We start from the raw sequence: 17,912 nt of genomic DNA on the forward strand, positions 1-17,912 counted from the left end.
AGAACATTCCTCTTTACATATAAGAGGAATGTTCTTTTTTAGATTGGGGCGCCGTGTCGCAAATTGTGAGGCTGTTCTTAATGGATTTCCGCTCTTTAGGATTCGGAATAACAGCGGGCTTTCCAATATGAAGCATGCCAACAATAACATCATCAGCTTCTAGCCCGATTCCTTCTCGAAACACCGGATCAAAAATAAATCCATTTGTTTTCCACACGACCCCAAGTCCTTTTGACCAGGAAAGAAGCTGGACATTTTGTATGAACGCACATGTAGCTGCAAAATCTTCATGTCTTTCTTTAGCTGATTCAGAGGACTTCATATAAACAACTAAATGAATGGGGATTTCATTAATGAATTGATTGATTTTCTCCTTCTTCTTCTCGCTCTTCTCTTCATCCAACTCATTTCGGACAATGCTTTCCTGCACTTGATCAATGAGTTGACCTTTCCCATCCCCTTTGTATAGGACAACTTCCCATGGTTCTCTAAATTTATGGTTTGGAGCCCATTTGGCATCTTCAAGTATCTCCACAATTGTATGTAGAGGAATATCGTCTGGATGAAATTTGCGAATCGTTCTTCTCGAAACAATTGTATCCTGAATCATCTCATACATGTCTAAAGCACCCTTTCTATATATACCTGCTTATCGTTGTGGCAATTAGATCTATTCAGATAAACTATTCTAATACTTATTTTATTGATAATGATTATCAATGTCAAATGGAAAATGATCATATTATGAATTTTACCCCTTAAATCACTTTTAACGAATTAAAAAAGAAGCCTACTTTATAGGCTTCCGCTCTTCTGATAATAATTTGCCACAAGCTGATCCATTACTTTACTTGTTCGTAAAGCTGTCTTACCAGTACTTGGTGAATGACTTTCTCCATTCAACTCATTCACGATCGTCTGAATTAAAGGTTGTTGAACATGCTCAGGGTAGACGACTTCGATTTCACGTTCGCCCTGTTCATCTTTCAGAATCATTGGACGCTCTTGGAGAGTGGAATAGAGGAGTGACCCTTTATCACCAACAATCTCATTCCAATCTTCATTCTTATAAGAATTAAAGCACCATTGCCCCGTACCGTGAACACCTGATTCAAAGACGTATGAACCAGAGACAATATCTTCAGCCTGATATAGCTCCGCCTGATTCGTTGCAAATCCATTTACACTTTCAATAGGTCCAAGTACATAATCAAGAAAATCTAACGTATGACTTGCAAGATCAAAGAAGTGACCACCGCCTGAAATTTCCGGCTGCACGCGCCATGGCAAGTTTCCGTTCTTTTCTTGTTCAGAAGCTTTCTTATGGTGCACCGTAGTAACAAATCGAATGTTACCAAGAGCTCCACTCTCGATTACTTCCTTCACTTGCAGTAAGGCAGGCATAGCACGGCGATAGAAGGCAACAAACAGTGGCACGTCGTTCTCTTCGCATGCCTTAATCATCTCCTCGCATTCCTCTGTATTTAGTGCCATTGGCTTTTCCACATAAACAGGCTTTGAGGCTCTAGCTGCAAGAATGGCGTATTCTTTATGTGTTGATGGTGGCGTAGCGATATAAATCGCATCTACTTCTTCATCATCAATGAGTGCTTCTGCATTTGTGTACCACTTTGGAACATTGTGTCTTCTAGCATAGTCTTCAGCAAGTGTGGCGTCTCGACGCATAACAGCAACGAGCTCTGAATTCTCGGCTTTCTGAAAACCCGGGCCGCTCTTCTTCTCTGTCACATTCCCACAACCGATGATTCCCCAGCGAATTTTCTTCACATGAACACCCCTAAATTAAGTTATTGTTTGCTTCTCTTCTTTTTCATGCTCTTTAAATTCATTTACTTCGTCTTTAATTCTCATCATTTTGGCATCAAGGTAATGCACAATCTCGGCTGCCTCTTTTAATTCATCACTAAGATTTCCAGGTATTTCACCTTCAAATTTATAATAAATTTTGTGCTCTAAGCTTGCCCAGAAATCCATTGCAATTGTACGCAGTTGAATTTCAACTCTTACTAACTCAGGACCCTTTGATAAAAAGACTGGAATTTCAACAATCAGATGCAAACTTTTATAGCCATTCGGCTTTGGATTCTTAACATAATCTTTTACATCGATTAAGCGAATGTCATCCTGACTTTCAATCATTTCATAGATTCGATAAATATCATTTGTAAAGGAACACGTCACACGAACTCCAGCAATATCGTTTATATGTTTTTTTACATTTTCAGTTGTTATTTCAAGACCTTTACGTTCAAGCTTCGCCATAATGCTTTCTGGTGACTTAATGCGAGACTTTACATGCTCAATAGGGTTATGTTGATGCACAAATTGAAATTCATCATTTAAGATAGTTAACTTTGTATTAATTTCATCCAGAGCAAATTTATAAATAAATAAAAAATTCTTCCATTCTTCTATTCGTTCTTGGAATTCCTTCTTCATACTGAAATCATCCTCTCACCACATACGGTACCACATTTTTGTGAATGGAGTATGAACGACCTTTGACGAACTCTAAACAATATTCTTTTACATGTCCTTGGATTGATAGAAATTTATTATGCCTGTCGATTTTATTTTGTCGCCTAATTCTTTTGAGAAATTATGTTAAACTGACAGGAAAAGGAGGAGAATAATGAATAAACCGAAATTTCATCCTTTCACCCTGATCAATCTATTCATTAGCGCCGTGGCAATGGGGATGTTTGCCTATGATATGTATAGTGAGAGCAAATTAGCCTACACCCTTACTTTTGTTATACTTTGTCTCTTTTTCACTTCTTCTGCAATCTATGGAATCATACGAAACCAAAAGCTAGATCGCGCGAATTAAATCAATCCACTACCCTATTGCAAAGGGGAGGAAATCCCCTCCCTTAACTTATGAAAACAAGCCCTAACGAAATTGCCACTCCACTTACGATTAGAACAATAAAGCAGTATCCCATAATGTCTTTTGCTTTTAATCCCGCAATCGCAAGAGCAGGCAATGCCCAAAACGGTTGGATCATATTTGTCCAGGCGTCTCCCCATGCGACAGCCATTGCCGTTTTAGGAACGGAAACCTCAAGCGCTTTTGCTGCATCTAGCATAATAGGTGCCTGAACCGCCCATTGCCCCCCACCAGAAGGGACAAAGAAATTCACAATTCCTGCACTTAAAAAAGCAAAGAATGGAAAGGTAAATTCGTTTGAGATGGAAACAAACCCTTCTGAAAGCTGAGCAGCAAGACCAGAAGCCACCATCATCCCCATTATCCCTGCATAAAAAGGAAATTGAATAATAATCCCGCTAGCTCCTTTAACTGCATTACCTACAGATTCAAGAAACAGACGCGGTGTACCATGAAAAAGAATGCCCAGGAAGAGAAAGCCAAAATTCACGATATTTAAATTCAGTTCAAATCCGGCGTTTACGAAATAATAAACAAGATAAGCAAGCCCAACAAATGAAATGATCATCGAGATGACGCGACTATTCTCGAGACGCTCAGCAGGTGTTAAATCTCCCTCCACAGTTGTAGCATGAAGGTTCCCTTCTTCTAGCAAAGTGCGATCAATTTGGACACGCTCTTCTTCCGCTGGAGACATAAAGTAATTAATAAGGGGTAACAGAATAAATAATGACGCGACAATAACGAGATTAAATAGGGAAAAGATTGTTTCCTTCGTTGATATGGTTCCAATGAGATCGGCTGTAAAATGATCAGGTGTTGCAATAGTCAATGGTATCGATCCAGCTAACCCACCATGCCACACAAGAAACCCACTATAGGCACTTGCGATCAGCAATCGGTAATCTATTTTTTCTACTTTTTTAGCAAGCTCTTTCGCATATAATGCTCCGATCACGAGACCAAATCCCCAATTGATCCAGCTTGCTACTAACGATACGAGTGTGACATACACAATGGCTTGTCCAGGCGTTTTCGCTCTCGCCGCAAGAAAACGGAGGCCTTTCTTGAAAAGAGGACTACTCGCAAGAACATATCCTGTTACAAGAACGAGTACCATTTGCATAGAAAAAGCTAGTAAACTCCAAAACCCTTCTCCAAAGTATTGCACCATCTGAACCGGTGAACTTCCAGTAAAAACAAGTCCAAATGCAAATACCACGAAAGTGAGGATGATCACAAATAAAAACGGATCGGGTAAATAGCGTTGCATGATGCGATTCGAAAATGAAATAGATGCTTTTAGCATATCTTCAACTCCTCTATGTATTGTGCCCCCTTCACATCATTCGTTAATAACAATCCCGTCTCCTTCCACTCTTAAGAAAACGCTTACAAATCGAATTAAAAGCCGCACAGCGGCGACTTTATTCTCCTACTTTATTTAAGAATGCCTCAACCATATCGACATATGGCTGAGTATAATATCGGTTGTAATGAACAGCTGCAAGACGGACGGGATCCCCAAAGAAGAACCTTTCAAATTGTGTTTGACGAGAACCAAAGGCGCTCATACCAAGGTCCCAGGCCATTCGAAACAACCTGACTCGCTCTATCGCTTCAATATTCGCTCCTTGCAAATATTGTGCTAAATCTTCTTGGATATCGGAATTGAAATCTTTTTCAGTTGGTATGGAAATTAATCCACTTGCGCCGAGCAACTGAATAATTTCAATTAACCTCGGGTAAACAGTTGGAAAGTATTGACTGGCAGCTTTCAACGGCTGACTATCAGGTACAAGCGTTCCATAGTGATTGAGCTGACTATTGACCTCCGATGCTAGTAACAGAGCTTTCATAATCTCAAGAGTTGTGATAATTTCACTCATTTTTTGCTTCACATGCTCATACTCTTGAATTTGAATGGCATCTCCCATTGATTCGCACAGCCCAAGAATATACTCTAACTTCACAACCTGCCTGCACACTGATTGAAATTGCAGAAACGTGTACATACCAGTCGCATCTTCCATTGCAGCAACGGTCTGGATATTCTTATATATAAAAACACATTCCCATGGTACAAGCACTTGATCAAACACAACAATAGAGTCAATTTCCTCAAATTGTGAGCCTAATGGATGGTCGAACTTCGAATCGCTATAGCAAAATGATTCCCTACATAGAAATTTGAGCCCTTTTGTATTTGATGGAATCATAAAACCAAAGATATACGAATCATCTAACGTATGCCCACCTGCGGGCAAGACAAGCAGTTCATCCGTCAATCCCCCCTGTGTCGCTAACAATCTTGCACCATGAATGACAATGCCTTCCTTCTTTTCTTCTACAACCTTAGCAGCTGTGATCGTAGAGTCATCAAAATATTGACCAATGGACCGATTTACCTGGGGATTAATAAATGTATGCGTTATGGATAGATCTTCTGTTCTTGCTTTTTCATATAATCTTTTGATGTTGTCACCAAAGACTTCCCGGTCCTCAGCAAAATGTTTAGCCGCAACACCAAGCGTCATAAGTAATGTATTCATATAGTCAGGCGAGCGCCCCATTAACCCCGCATTCAACCTTGCCCACTCCTGTGTTGCTTTTCGACGATTGGATAAATCTTTTATTCGTTTTGGTTGATGATAGGAAAACCCATATGCTTCCTTTAAATGAGGTAACGCATAACGAAAAAGCTCTTCATTTTCCTCCTTACACTGATACTCGTATAGAGCAGCTTTGCTTTTCACTATTCCTTTAAATGGTGCTAACTCCGATATTTTGCCTGTGCATTTCTCTCCTGCAATCCATACTTCATTATTGAGCGCATCAATACGCTCAACATACTGCTTCCCATTAATCATGGAGTCTCACCTCTTAGTAATAAACTTCTTATTACTCTATGCGCTAGGCATCCTAGAAGTTAGTGCTTCCACCTGAATCACGAAAGAATGTAATAAGAATATGGTATTTATCCCATACTTACTGTTAGGGGTTTTCAACTCTATCTTTTTGTGGAACAATAGACACAGCCTTTTGAAAGGAGCATGTGAATTGCGTAAATTAACTTACTTACTCATAACAGGTTTACTAATCGTTGTATTAGCTGCCTGTGGAGGAAATGAAGAAAGCAGTAATGACAAGAAAGAAGAAGATACAAATACAGAAGAACAAGCACAATCCGGAGAGCAGGAACAACCGGAAGTTGATAAAGTTGATGCAGATAAGGTAGTAGCAACCGTTAATGGTGAAGAAATTAAAGGGGAAGATTTCAATGCCCTTTATAGCCAGAGCCAAATGCAGTACGTACAAATGGGCCAGGAAGTGCCTAAAGATCAGCTAGACCAAATGAAAAAACAAGTCGCTGAAAGCATGGTTGGACAGGAATTAATTCTCCAAGCCGCTCAGAAAGAAGGCATTGAAGCTTCCGACGATAAGGTCAAAGAAGAGCTTGCTGGTATTAAAGAGGGCTATGAAGATGAGAAGAAATTCGAAGCAGCACTTGAACAAAGCGACATGACAATGGAAGATCTTGAAAAAGAAATTGCGAAGAACATCCAATATACAACTTACATCGACCAGGAAATCGAAGTGGATGAAGTGACTGAAGAAGAAATGAAAGAATATTATGATCAAGCAAAAGAACAGGGTACTTCAGAAGAAATGCCAGCTTATGAAGATGTGAAACCTCAGATCAAAAAAGGTCTAGAAGATGAACAAAAATCGAAGAAAACTCAAGAATTAGTTGAGAAATTAAAGAAAGATGCTGACGTTAAAATCAACATTTAACTTTTATGAAAAGCCACTAGCGAAGTTACTCGCTAGTGGCTTTTTGAGTTGTGTAAAGATGTGCTTCAAGCTGATTTCGTATGTCATCTGGTATTGGCATGCTTTTTTGTTGATCAAAATGATAGTTCACATACGTGGCCGATCCTGTTACACAAACTTTTTCTTTCTGATGAATTTCCTCATAAACCTCAAAACTCGTTCGCCCAATTCTCTTGATCCAAGTGTATACGGTTATCGGCGTTCCGTAATAGAGTTGGGAGAGGTATGTCGCATTCATTTTTAAAAGGACGCAGTGCCAATCATGAAAGGTTAAATCTGGATTAAACAGTCGAAAAATCGGATCTCGACCAGATTCAAACCACACTGGAATGACCGTATTATTAATATGCCCTGCTCCATCTGTTTCTGAGACCCTTGGATCAATTACTTTCTGATACATACAGCACCTCCTATTGTTTTACTAATTCGCTCTGAAAAGCCACTCTTCCTTTCTTTAAAAGAGCGTGAGTTCCTTTCATATGCCCTACGAAAAACCCTCGTTGAATTGTGACATTTCGTGACGAACGAATGTTCTTTAGTATTTCTATTCATAACGTTATACTAGATTTAGATAGACAAGCGACCTCATTTAAAGGAGAGTGAAGGCTATGAAGCACCATCCGATTCCTTATTTCACATTTGAAGGCACAGCGCGAGAGGCTTTATCATACTACAAGGAAGTCTTCGAAGGCGAGATAACCGATCTCCAAACGTTTGGAGAAGCAGACTTCGAAACACCACCAGAAATGGACAATTACATCATGCACGCACGATTCAAAAAAGATGAGCTCTTTTTCATGGTATCGGATACTTTTTTGAACCAAAACGTAACTGTAGGTAATAACATCTCTCTTGCCCTCGAACTGGATAGCGCTGAAGAAATTGAGGCGCTCTATGTGCGCTTGAAAGAAAAAGGCACCGTTTATATGGAGCTTCAGGATACCTTCTGGGGAGCGACATTTGCGAAGGTTAAGGATGCCTATGGAGTGATTTGGGATCTTAACTTTGAGAAATCCGGGTCGTCTAAATAGTAATGGGGGTCCTCCACGCGTGTGGGGGGCTTTTTTTGTGGTTGCTTGGTGGAGGAAATCCAGTTAATTCCGCGATTTTCTGGATAATTCCGCGAAATTCGATTTTATTCCGCGAAAACACGTATTATTTCCGCGGAAATTCAATTAATTCCGCGAAACATCAAAAAACCGAAAATCTAACTTATAGCGTCTTCCTTTTGTGGATCCAGTTGACTCCATTTTTAAAGATTTTAATAAACGAGTAGCAGCATCTCCGGAATCCATCCTCAAAAACCGTCTCGCCTCCTGATTCGTAATCTCTCTAGACACAAGCAACGCATAATCTTGAAGCGCTCTAAAGTGGGCATCACGCGAATAGGCACCACACCTCTCGCAATACCACCTACCGTGCAGCCTCCTCATAGCCAGGCGAGCACACTCTGGACAAGCTACACCAACTAGCAAGTCATTCCGAGAAATTGAAAATCGCTTCAGTACATCTCGGTCAAGCGGCTCATGTAGCTTAACAAGAGTACGCCCCAGCTTTCTTACTTCCTTCATCGTTAACCATAATTCCCCATATCGTTGATCCAGTGACTTCACTTTTGTAGGCAGGTACTCACTTCGAATAACTTTTGAAGAAATGAATTGAACCGCCTCGGTCGCTTTTATAACTGCTCTTCGGTTAGCGATGACAATAAGCGTTTCAATAGGTACTTCAGGTATTTTCATTTTTTGAAGTAAAGCGCGAAGTTGGGAACGCTGACGTTCCACCTGAGTGAGGGGATTTGGGAAGGCTTCTGCTTTCGTGTCAGAAATGCGTATTAATTGATTGAATGTAGGATCAAAATGAAGAATGCCTGAAATGTTTTTCACTTCAAGAATCAGAAGATAGTGCTGGCTGATTACAAGCGTATCTATTTGAAAATGATGAACACCGTCAGAAATACGCAAGTCATGATAGATTGAAAACAGCTTATCGTCTAAAAAACTTAGAGGGAAATCCATGGATTTCTCACCTGATATTCCTGCTTGGTACATGGAAAGTTGCTCCTTCACTTCTTCAAAGCGTAGATGATGAGAAGGGAGGCGATCCAATAAGGTACTTAATTTGTGGAGATGTAGCGGGGGATCGTGTTCTTTCATTATCAAATGGGTACTCACTCCTCTAGCTTTTATTTTACCTATACAAATTCATTCTCCGCAGCTCAATCATTTCCTTTGCTGAATAAAATGAAAAAGCCAGCTTCTTCATACAGAAGAAAGCTGGCTTTTGGACGAAAATTTATTCAATATCCAAATCCGTTACGGCACCTTTTGCGGATGAGGAAACGAGTCTTGCGTACTTACCTAGAATTCCTGTTTTGTATCTAAGCTCAGGTCGTACCCATTCTGCACGGCGACGCTGTAGTTCTTCATCTGTCACGTCAAAATTAATTTGTTGCTTATCACTATCGATGGTGATGGTGTCGCCTTCTTTTAAGAGGCCAATCGGTCCACCAACAAATGCCTCCGGAGATACGTGGCCGATAACGAAACCGTGCGATCCACCTGAGAAGCGACCGTCTGTCATAAGCGCTACCTTCCCATTCAATCCTTTCCCAACAATCATGGAAGTAATGGATAGCATTTCCGGCATTCCTGGTCCACCTTTAGGACCTACATTACGAATAACGAGAACGTCACCTTCTTTAATATCATCCGCTTCGATTGCTGCAGTTGCTTCTGCTTCGTTATTATAAACGCGAGCTGGTCCTGCAAAGTGGCTAATCTTTTGACCGGACATTTTTGCAACAGAACCTTCAGGAGCTAGATTACCTCGAAGTACAACAAGTGGTCCGCTTGCTTTAATCGGATCATTAAGAGAACGGATAATTTCTTGTCCTTCTTTTAGCGATGGGGCTTCGGCCAAGTTTTCTGCGACCGTTTTTCCAGTCACTGTGAGGCAATCTCCGTGAAGCAAGCCATGCTCATGAAGAAGCTTCATGACAGCAGGTACGCCACCAATTTCATATAGATCTTGCATCACATATTTACCGCTCGGCTTCATGTCTGCGATGTATGGAACACGTTCGCGAACGCGTTCGAAATCATCCAATGATAAGTCGACACCAGCTGAGTGAGCCATTGCCGTTAGATGCAAGAAGGCATTAGTTGAACCACCAAGGGCCATTACGACTGTGATCGCATTCTCAAATGCTTCTTTTGTCATAATGTCACGAGGGTAGATGTCTTTTTCAAGAAGAGAAACCACTAGTTCTCCAGCCTGACGACATTCAGATTCTTTATAATCATTCACTGCAGGTGTTGAGGATGATCCTGGGATACTCATCCCTAGAGCTTCAACCGCAGAGGCCATTGTGTTTGCGGTATACATTCCACCACACGCTCCTGCTCCAGGACATGCAGAGCATTCAACTTTGTGTAGCTCTTCTTCGTTAATTGTTCCAGCTTGATATTGTCCAACCGCTTCAAATGATGAAACAATGTCGATATCATTTCCATTCAGTTTACCTGGCTGAATCGTACCACCGTACACGTATACGGACGGAATGTTCATACGACCAATTGCGATTAAGCAACCTGGCGTTGTTTTGTCACAGCCGCCAATCGCTACAATGCCATCAAGACGTTCTGCATTTGTGACCGTTTCAATCGAGTCAGCGATAATCTCACGACTTGGGAGAGAATAAAACATTCCTTCATGACCCATCGCAATACCATCAGAAACGGTAATCGTATTAAAAATCATTGGCGCGCCGCCGTTATCCTTAGCGCCCGCTTTCGCCTCACGCGCAAGAGAATCAATATGTACGTTACACGGCGTAACTTCACTCCACGTACTCGCTACACCAATCATTGGTTTTTTGAAATCTTCATCGGTAAAACCGACTGCTCGAAGCATGGAGCGGTTAGGTACTCGATTTACACCTTCACTGATTACTTTACTTCTGATTCGAAGATCTTTTTTGCCTTCCATTCCAATCACCCTTCCACATCACCTATAAAATTAGATAATTGATTCAATTCCAAATTTATATTCTTTGATGATACTAGTTTTCATGCTTTAACGCAAACAAATATCAGAAATTTCTTATAAACATTTGATAGCCAAGTAAATATTCCATTCATTACCTGTCATTCTCACTTGTTGGTTTGGTTAGAATAGCTTACGATTGGGCCACTTATTATGTTACCTTATAGTCACATTTCGGAGTGATGAGATGAACAAAGAAGAAGAACTATCGATCACATTCAGAGCATTAACGCACCCCATTCGAAGAGAGATTTTGGACTTGCTAAATAACGGTCCAAAAACAACGGGTGAAATAAGTGAGGCTTTCGCTAATATAAGTCGCTATGCAGTTATGAAGCATCTCACAATCCTTGAAGAAGCCAACCTTATGCTTGTTCGCCGCAAAGGAAGACAGCGGCTGAATTTTTTAAACGCTGTCTCGCTACAAAAAATGGCTGATCGGTGGATGAGTCATGTTCAATCAAACGTTACTTCCTCTTTATTAACATTACAATCAACTATTGAAAGGGGCATTACTCAAATGGATAACAACTTTAAGCTCGATACGTTTCAAATTGAACAGGAAGTGCGCATTGAAGCACCGATCGAGAAAGTCTTTTCTACATTGACAGAAGACATTAACTCCTGGTGGGCTTATCGCTTATGTGGAGATGACTCAACACTTTCATTTGAAAATGAAATAGGTGGTCGATTTATAGAAAAGGGAAAAAACAGTCAGGCTCTTTGGGGTACCATCACTTATCTACATGCACCATATGAAATTCGCTTAAATGGCCTTCTTGGCATGACAGGGGCAGTTACGAGTGGCTACGCATATACACTAAAAGAAGATCGTGAAGCAACGATCCTCTCCCTTTCTCATCAAACATCAGGTCTACTTGATCCTAACTGGCATTCCGCTTATGAGGAAAGGTGGAAAGAGCTGCTTGGGACATTCCTTAAAAATTATGTAGAACAAGGGAAAAGATACAATGCAAACTAAAAAAATCGAAGTGAAAACAAGTATTTTGATTGAGCGGCCACCTGAAGTTGTTTTTAACTACATCACAAATTTCGAGAACAATCCAGATTGGCAAAGCGGTATGGTTTCGGCTAAGTTTACCAATGGGGTGTTGAGAGAAGGGGCGACATACGATCAAGTAGCTAAATTTCTCGGAAAAGAAATCAAAACCACTTTTATTGTTCGTCAATACAATCCGTACCACAAAATTCAAATCGAAAGCGTTGATAGTACGTTTCCGATTAAAGTCACAAGAGAAGTACAAGTTGCAGGTGAAGGTTGTGTCGTTAAGGCTGTCGTTGAAGGAAATCCAGGAAGACTTTTTTCACTTGCTCGTCCTGTTCTGAGTAAATTGGTTCAGCGCTCCATAGAGAAAGACTATGCTCATTTAAAACAACTATTGGAAGCATAAAGAAGAAGCCGCCCTCGCTTGAGGACGGCTTTTTTAATGGTAACGCCTCAAAGAGTTTAAAGGGTTCCAGGCTCAAATGTTTTACAATCCGTTTCTTCACTATTGCTTGCTTGATTTCCTTTATGACTGACAACGTAGATTTCGTCTGCTCCACACTGCTTACCATTTCGGTTGTGGACACAATTTGATACCTCGCATAATACATCCATAGCCATTCCCTTCACCTCCTTCTTTCTAGCATAAACAAAATAAGCTGAAGGCATACCGATCGGATTATATTAGGTCCTTTACCATTCGTTAACATTAAAACTTTCTTCGAATTCCGTAATTTATGTTTACCGCTCATGGTATGATATTAGAAACTAAGAAGATCGAGGTCAAAATGATGTGGCAGAACAAAAATGTCTGGATTTTATTAACCGGTGAATTTGTAGCTGGACTCGGCTTATGGCTCGGTATTATTGGTAACTTAGAATTTATGCAAGAGAAAGTGCCTTCTGATTTTATGAAAGCTGTCATACTTGCGATCGGACTTCTTGCTGGTGTAGCGATTGGCCCCTATGCAGGACGAGTGACCGATCAAGTGAAAAAGAAGACGGTGATGATCGTAGCTGGACTTGCACGAGCCATTAGCGTGATCTTTATGTTAGTGGCTCTTCAAACGGGGTCCGTTCTCTGGATGGTTGTTTTTCTCATTCTTATTCAGACCGCTGCGGCTTTTTACTTTCCTGCTCTCCAAGCCGCCATTCCACTTGTCGTGAAAGAAAAAGAGCTCCTGCAAATGAACGGGATTCATATGAATGTCGCTACACTTTCAAGAGTACTGGGTACAGCTATTGCCGGAATCTTTCTTGTGATCATGTCTTTATCGACTATGTATATTCTTTCTTTAGGAGCCTACCTTATACTTGTAATCTTTACGCTTTTTCTTGCGATCGATGAACCGACCGTCTCTGTTTCGCATCGTTCAAAAGCAGAAAGTGGCTTTAAGCATTTGTTCCCTATTATCAAACAGCTGCCCATTGTGACAATGACACTAATTATGACGATGGTTCCTCTTTTGTTTATTGGTGGTTTTAATTTGCTTGTTATTAGTATTAGTGAGCTTCAAGATAATCCTCTCATCAAAAGTTGGATTTACACCGCTGAAGGTCTTTCCTTCATGATCGGTGCTTTCGCAGTCAAAAGGCTTTCTAGGAAACAATCACCATACACAATTTTATTTCTTTTTTCATTTATTATTGGCCTCTCTCAACTGCTGCTCTTTTTCGCAAACAGCCCGATTCTTTCCGTTGTAGCATTTGCGGTATTCGGTTTCTCAGTCGGCTGCTTCTTTCCAACAGCTGCTACCATTTTCCAAACGAGGGTACCTAAAGAATATCACGGTCGTTTCTTCTCATTCCGCAACATGCTTGATCGCATTATTTTTCAAGTTGTGCTCTTATTAACGGGATTGATGCTTGATTTGATCGGACTTCAAATGATGTCTGTCATCTTTGGAATAATGTCGATGGCAATCACAGCTATTTTCTTCTTTAAATATCGCCAGAACGTCTATATTAAGCCTTTGAATGTTGATGTGAGTTAGTTTCCAATCAAATCCCCCCGTTTGATTAACCAATTTTCCTATTTTGTATAGAATACAATAGGGCGACTTTTGAAGAAGGCGATCACATCATGAACAATGAAATAAAAGGTGTATTTGGATCATGGGTACAGGCAATTGGAACGATCTTAGCCGCTATTGGAAGTACACCTATAAAAGAAATCCCCTCCTCAATACTTGATAGTTTAAATCTTATTGGAAATGTGATGCAGGGAACAGGAAACGCTCTAATCGCTGATACGATTACTCCCCCTTCATTAGACAAGATTGGCAATCAGCTTCAGGCAATTGGGAATTCGACGGTTGTGACAGGGATTCTGATTGATTTTGATGATCGAGTGAAGCAAATACTGAATATTGACGGAAACTGGCTTCAAGCTCTTGGTGGAGGGGTATCTCTTGCAGATGCATTAGACGGAGAAGTCTCTGCTTCAGCGTTGTATAGCATTTATGGAAACTTCCTTCAGGCGGTCGGTAATTCACTACAAGCAATTTCAGGAATTAAAGAACTCAATAATGAAGAAGCAACAAATATTAATGTCGTAGGAAGCTGGATTCAGGCGGTTGGCTCTGTCATTTCAGCTATTGGCCAAACGAAATATCCTTCCTCTTAAAGAACCCCCTGATCGATCAATCAGGGGGTTACGTGTATCATTATTTTAATAAACGGAGAAATTCTTTCATGAAGCCTGGTAAATCTGGCCATGCCTGCCCTGAGACGAGATTATCGCGCGTATGGACCTTTTCATCAATGTATGTAGCGCCACATGCGGTTACATCTGGTTTACAAGCTGGATACGCGGTATACTCGCGATCTTTCATAATATCAGGAACCACATTAAGAACCTGTGCCGCATGACAAATTGCACCTACTGGTTTATTTTCTTCAAAGAAATGTCTTACGATGCCAGGTACGCTCTCATCCATTCGAATGTATTCTGGTGCTCGTCCGCCTGGAATAATTAAACCATCGTACTCTGCCGGATTAATTTCTGCAAACGCTGCGTGTGATTCAATTCCATAGGCTTGCTTCTCAACAAACGTTTCCATTTCATCTGTAAAGTCGTGGCATACCGTTTGTAGTTTTTTAGCGGTAGGGGATGCAATCGTCACATCAAAACCTTCCTCTAGACAGCGATAGTAAGGGTAGAAAATCTCAAGTGCTTCAACAGCATCACCGGAAATGATTAATACTTTTTTACTCAAAACGAGCACCTCCATAAGATATTTGATTGCCTTCTTCATTACCCCTCTTTTTTACATATGTAACAGCTCTCGTATAAAATAGGTCTAGAATCCCCGTCTATGGTTGAATTCGCGTATGATTTGCTACTACAATAAACCATAATACATTTCTCATTCTGATGGGAATAGAGACAGGAGCTTTCATATGGACATTAAGCAGTTAGCCTATTTCGTTGAAGTTGCGAAGCAAAAAAGCTTTACGAAAGCCTCACACTCGCTCTACATCTCACAGCCAACTTTAAGTAAAATGGTGAAAAGTTTAGAAGCCGAGTTAGATGTTGAACTACTCGATCGCTCGGCACGATCGAGCGAACTAACCGATGCAGGAAAAATCGTGTATCTTCAAGGTGAAAAAATACTGAATTTGGTGGATGATCTTTCTTCTCACTTATATGACATGATGAATTTAAAGAAAGGGCACATTAAAGTTGGCCTCCCGCCACTCATCGGCGCCCTCTACTTCCCAGGTATTTTGAAAGGATTTCAAGAACTCTACCCCGACATTACGATTGAACTAATGGAGCACGGAGCTAACATTGCTCAACAAAAAATCCTTGATGGAGAACTAGATTTTGCAGTCGGCCTCTTACCTGTTAATGATACAAGATTTGAAACACTTCCGTTTACAAAGGAAGAATTAATGCTTTTTGTGCACAGTTCGCATCCAATCGCCGAAAAAAGTGAGGTCTCAATCAGTGATTTACGAAATGAGCAGATCATTCTATTTAGTGAAGACTTCATGCTCCATGATCAGATGATTGAACAGTGTCGCCAAGCAGGTTTTGAGCCTCAAATATCGTATGTTAGTTCTCAATGGGATTTCATAAGCGATATGGTTAGTCACAATTTAGGAATTACGTTCTTTCCTAAATCCATTCTCAGAAAAATCAATCAAGATAATGTGGTCTCTGTCCCGATTGTAAATCCTTCAATACCATGGGACCTCGGGATTATCCTCCGAAAAGAAAAATATATCTCTTACGCATCCCGTGCTTTTATAAACTACATTAAGCCTTCTATCTAGTTGTATATCTCATTCGAATAGACTCTAATCAAAAGAGGTATTTCACACAAAAGCTTCCGCGCGGTATAGTAGGACACCTGATCCTACTAAAGGATATATTATAGGATGCTTTTACAATGGAAAAAGATCTCCTGCAGCAAGTTCTAGATAAATTAATGGAATACACATTATCGTCAAATGACGACATATCAACTCATTTGAAAATCTCAGATGATCTGAAGGAAATTGCTCCTGATGTTGGTAAATATATTATCGAATTTGCTTACAGAGACATCTACTCTCGTGATGGGTTAACGAATCAGCAAAGAGCGCTCGTTACCCTTTCATCACTTGTGACTCAAGGAACAGAACCTCAGCTTGAACTTCACATCAATACCACACTCACCTCCGGGCTGATGGCATCAGAGGTTGTGGAAGCTATCATACAACTCATTCCCTATACAGGCTTTCCACGAGTTCTTAATGCGCTTACGCTTGTCAAAAAAGTGTTTACTCAACGCAACCTGGAAGTTTCAGTCCACGAAGAAACCAAAGTAGCATCTGAATAGAAAACCAAACTAGTCGTCCAAAAGGGCGGCTTGTTTTTTTAGATTGTATTTGAACAAGTTGATAAACATAATGCCAACTGTAAATAAAAGCCATTATTCAATTTCCATATTTTAAAAAAACGTGCTATTATATATCTAATTGATACATATCTTTTAGATATAGGGTGAGAAATATGGAAAAACAGTCAAATACGAAATTTGCTATTTTAGGCTTACTAACTACCGGTTGTCGCACTGGCTATTCAATGAAACAAATGATGGATGGTAGCTTGAATCATTTTTGGAAAATCAGCTACGGTCAAATTTATCCGACGCTGAAAAGTCTTTTGGATGAAGAACTTATTACGGTCCAAAAACAAAGCGAATCCGGTAATCCAGACAAAAAGGAATATGAATTAACACAACTGGGCTGGGATGCGCTCAAAAAGTGGATGGAAACGCCTGTTGAGGAAGTAGCTTTAGAGAAAAATGAGTTATTGCTTAAGCTATTTTTTAGTCAGCATCAAAGTGATGAAGCAGTTGAAAAGCAATTGGAAAGCTATCTCGCCAAACTAATCGATCGCTTCAAGACTTATGAAGCCATCGAGGAGATGATTGTACAAACGTATGGTGATCAAGGGGATGCAAAGTTCTGGCTTATGACTCTTGACTATGGGAAACGAACGACAAAAGCTGCTATTGAATGGGCAAAGGTTGCGAAAATAAAGCGCTAGAGGAGGAAATTCAGATGGCAAATCAAGTCTTTAGCGGGCGCTACACGGTGGATAAAGGACAGGACGTAGTAGTATTTCTCATTGGCATGCGAATCAATCAGTGGTGGGCTGTGCATAAATGGCTTCCAGTCTTTCTTGCGATGCCTGGCATGATTCGTGAGCTTAGCACCAATAAACAGTTAGGATGCCTTTCTATGGAAAACTTCTTTAGTTTCCGTACAACGCTACTTCTTCAATACTGGCGCTCATCTGATGACCTACGCCATTATGCGCATGGTCAAGCTCATTTAAAAGCATGGAAAAACTTCAATCAAAAGATCGGAAATAACCGTGCTGTCGGTATTTATCATGAAACATACGTCCTTCCGAGCTCTCACTATGAAACCCTTTATGGAAATATGCCTTCTTTTGGATTAGGAAAAGCACTCGGCCATGTTGCGGTCACCCATCAAGCTGATTCTTTTACTAAACGTCTCCAGGGGAAACAAATTAGTCACTAAAAAAAGCGGAGAACGTGAAAGTTCACATTCTCCGCTTTTTTAGTGAAGTGATTTTTTGCAAATAAAAAACCA

At 40.4% G+C, this 17,912-nt stretch carries 21 protein-coding genes; 11 read left to right on the plus strand and 10 right to left on the minus strand.

The window, feature by feature from the left end; all coding sequences use genetic code 11:
• Window positions 1–13 precede the first annotated feature (13 nt).
• From AC0VYV_RS18445 to AC0VYV_RS18455, 3 genes are all read right to left on the minus strand, one after another.
• On the minus strand, window positions 14–619 hold the full coding sequence (locus tag AC0VYV_RS18445; protein WP_194218821.1) for a nitroreductase family protein: 606 nt from the start codon (window positions 617–619) through the stop codon (window positions 14–16).
• A gap of 176 nt (window positions 620–795) precedes the next feature.
• Entirely contained in the window at window positions 796–1,788 is a 993-nt protein-coding gene (locus AC0VYV_RS18450; RefSeq protein ID WP_475374086.1) for a Gfo/Idh/MocA family protein, read from the minus strand.
• 15 nt (window positions 1,789–1,803) lie between these two features.
• Window positions 1,804–2,460, minus strand: coding sequence for a GTP pyrophosphokinase (locus AC0VYV_RS18455; protein WP_430244853.1), 657 nt, complete (start codon window positions 2,458–2,460; stop codon window positions 1,804–1,806).
• A gap of 193 nt (window positions 2,461–2,653) precedes the next feature.
• Between AC0VYV_RS18455 and AC0VYV_RS18460 the strand changes: the two genes are divergently transcribed.
• Window positions 2,654–2,851, plus strand: coding sequence for a hypothetical protein (locus AC0VYV_RS18460; protein WP_430244854.1), 198 nt, complete (start codon window positions 2,654–2,656; stop codon window positions 2,849–2,851).
• 43 nt (window positions 2,852–2,894) lie between these two features.
• Here AC0VYV_RS18460 and AC0VYV_RS18465 read toward each other — a convergent pair whose 3' ends face one another.
• Complete coding sequence (locus AC0VYV_RS18465) at window positions 2,895–4,220, minus strand: short-chain fatty acid transporter (protein ID WP_430244856.1); 1,326 nt, start codon at window positions 4,218–4,220, stop codon at window positions 2,895–2,897.
• A 118-nt stretch (window positions 4,221–4,338) separates the two neighbouring features.
• Window positions 4,339–5,781, minus strand: a complete 1,443-nt coding sequence (gene hpaB, locus AC0VYV_RS18470; protein WP_475372907.1) for a 4-hydroxyphenylacetate 3-monooxygenase, oxygenase component — start codon at window positions 5,779–5,781, stop codon at window positions 4,339–4,341.
• A gap of 190 nt (window positions 5,782–5,971) precedes the next feature.
• Here hpaB and AC0VYV_RS18475 point away from each other — a divergent pair, with 190 nt between their 5' ends.
• Window positions 5,972–6,706, plus strand: coding sequence for a SurA N-terminal domain-containing protein (locus AC0VYV_RS18475; protein ID WP_475365829.1), 735 nt, complete (start codon window positions 5,972–5,974; stop codon window positions 6,704–6,706).
• Between the two features lie 25 nt (window positions 6,707–6,731).
• Here the strand turns inward: AC0VYV_RS18475 and AC0VYV_RS18480 are convergent, their stop codons facing one another.
• The gene (locus AC0VYV_RS18480) at window positions 6,732–7,145 is read right to left on the minus strand and encodes an acyl-CoA thioesterase (protein ID WP_475374087.1); all 414 of its coding nucleotides are present in this window, start codon (window positions 7,143–7,145) and stop codon (window positions 6,732–6,734) included.
• Window positions 7,146–7,353: 208 nt separating this feature from the next.
• Here AC0VYV_RS18480 and AC0VYV_RS18485 point away from each other — a divergent pair, with 208 nt between their 5' ends.
• Window positions 7,354–7,776, plus strand: coding sequence for a VOC family protein (locus AC0VYV_RS18485; RefSeq protein ID WP_475372909.1), 423 nt, complete (start codon window positions 7,354–7,356; stop codon window positions 7,774–7,776).
• A gap of 144 nt (window positions 7,777–7,920) precedes the next feature.
• Here AC0VYV_RS18485 and AC0VYV_RS18490 read toward each other — a convergent pair whose 3' ends face one another.
• Together AC0VYV_RS18490 and ilvD are read right to left on the minus strand one after the other, a co-directional pair.
• Window positions 7,921–8,901, minus strand: a complete 981-nt coding sequence (locus tag AC0VYV_RS18490) for a nuclease-related domain-containing protein (RefSeq protein ID WP_475374902.1) — start codon at window positions 8,899–8,901, stop codon at window positions 7,921–7,923.
• 139 nt (window positions 8,902–9,040) lie between these two features.
• Window positions 9,041–10,735, minus strand: a complete 1,695-nt coding sequence (gene ilvD, locus AC0VYV_RS18495) for a dihydroxy-acid dehydratase (protein WP_430244867.1) — start codon at window positions 10,733–10,735, stop codon at window positions 9,041–9,043.
• A 244-nt stretch (window positions 10,736–10,979) separates the two neighbouring features.
• Here ilvD and AC0VYV_RS18500 point away from each other — a divergent pair, with 244 nt between their 5' ends.
• Window positions 10,980–11,774 carry a helix-turn-helix domain-containing protein gene (locus AC0VYV_RS18500; protein ID WP_475374088.1) on the plus strand — a complete coding sequence of 265 codons (795 nt, stop codon included), beginning with the start codon at window positions 10,980–10,982 and terminating at the stop codon, window positions 11,772–11,774.
• Window positions 11,764–12,204 (plus strand): SRPBCC family protein, encoded by a 441-nt coding sequence (locus AC0VYV_RS18505; RefSeq protein ID WP_194218809.1) that lies wholly within the window; start codon window positions 11,764–11,766, stop codon window positions 12,202–12,204. Before AC0VYV_RS18500 ends, AC0VYV_RS18505 begins: the two co-directional genes overlap by 11 nt.
• 56 nt (window positions 12,205–12,260) lie before the next feature.
• Here AC0VYV_RS18505 and AC0VYV_RS18510 read toward each other — a convergent pair whose 3' ends face one another.
• Complete coding sequence (locus AC0VYV_RS18510) at window positions 12,261–12,419, minus strand: DUF1540 domain-containing protein (RefSeq protein WP_194218808.1); 159 nt, start codon at window positions 12,417–12,419, stop codon at window positions 12,261–12,263.
• A 170-nt stretch (window positions 12,420–12,589) separates the two neighbouring features.
• Here AC0VYV_RS18510 and AC0VYV_RS18515 point away from each other — a divergent pair, with 170 nt between their 5' ends.
• Window positions 12,590–13,792, plus strand: coding sequence for an MFS transporter (locus AC0VYV_RS18515; protein ID WP_475374089.1), 1,203 nt, complete (start codon window positions 12,590–12,592; stop codon window positions 13,790–13,792).
• 89 nt (window positions 13,793–13,881) lie between these two features.
• Window positions 13,882–14,424 (plus strand): DUF6944 family repetitive protein, encoded by a 543-nt coding sequence (locus AC0VYV_RS18520; protein ID WP_194218806.1) that lies wholly within the window; start codon window positions 13,882–13,884, stop codon window positions 14,422–14,424.
• Between the two features lie 40 nt (window positions 14,425–14,464).
• Here AC0VYV_RS18520 and AC0VYV_RS18525 read toward each other — a convergent pair whose 3' ends face one another.
• A complete protein-coding gene (locus AC0VYV_RS18525) occupies window positions 14,465–15,016 on the minus strand; it encodes a DJ-1/PfpI family protein (RefSeq protein ID WP_430244874.1) in 552 nt (183 codons plus the stop codon).
• 184 nt (window positions 15,017–15,200) lie between these two features.
• Here AC0VYV_RS18525 and AC0VYV_RS18530 point away from each other — a divergent pair, with 184 nt between their 5' ends.
• From AC0VYV_RS18530 to AC0VYV_RS18545, 4 genes are all read left to right on the plus strand, one after another.
• Window positions 15,201–16,079, plus strand: a complete 879-nt coding sequence (locus AC0VYV_RS18530; protein ID WP_475374090.1) for a LysR family transcriptional regulator — start codon at window positions 15,201–15,203, stop codon at window positions 16,077–16,079.
• Between the two features lie 116 nt (window positions 16,080–16,195).
• A complete protein-coding gene (locus tag AC0VYV_RS18535) occupies window positions 16,196–16,627 on the plus strand; it encodes a carboxymuconolactone decarboxylase family protein (RefSeq protein ID WP_475374091.1) in 432 nt (143 codons plus the stop codon).
• 173 nt (window positions 16,628–16,800) lie between these two features.
• Window positions 16,801–17,340, plus strand: a complete 540-nt coding sequence (locus AC0VYV_RS18540; protein ID WP_475374092.1) for a PadR family transcriptional regulator — start codon at window positions 16,801–16,803, stop codon at window positions 17,338–17,340.
• Between the two features lie 14 nt (window positions 17,341–17,354).
• Window positions 17,355–17,840: a DUF4188 domain-containing protein gene (locus tag AC0VYV_RS18545; protein ID WP_475374093.1), complete on the plus strand. Its 486-nt coding sequence runs from the start codon at window positions 17,355–17,357 to the stop codon at window positions 17,838–17,840.
• Window positions 17,841–17,912: the final 72 nt, after the last annotated feature.

It is taken from the genome of Anaerobacillus sp. QJM3NY_17, assembly GCF_056173665.1.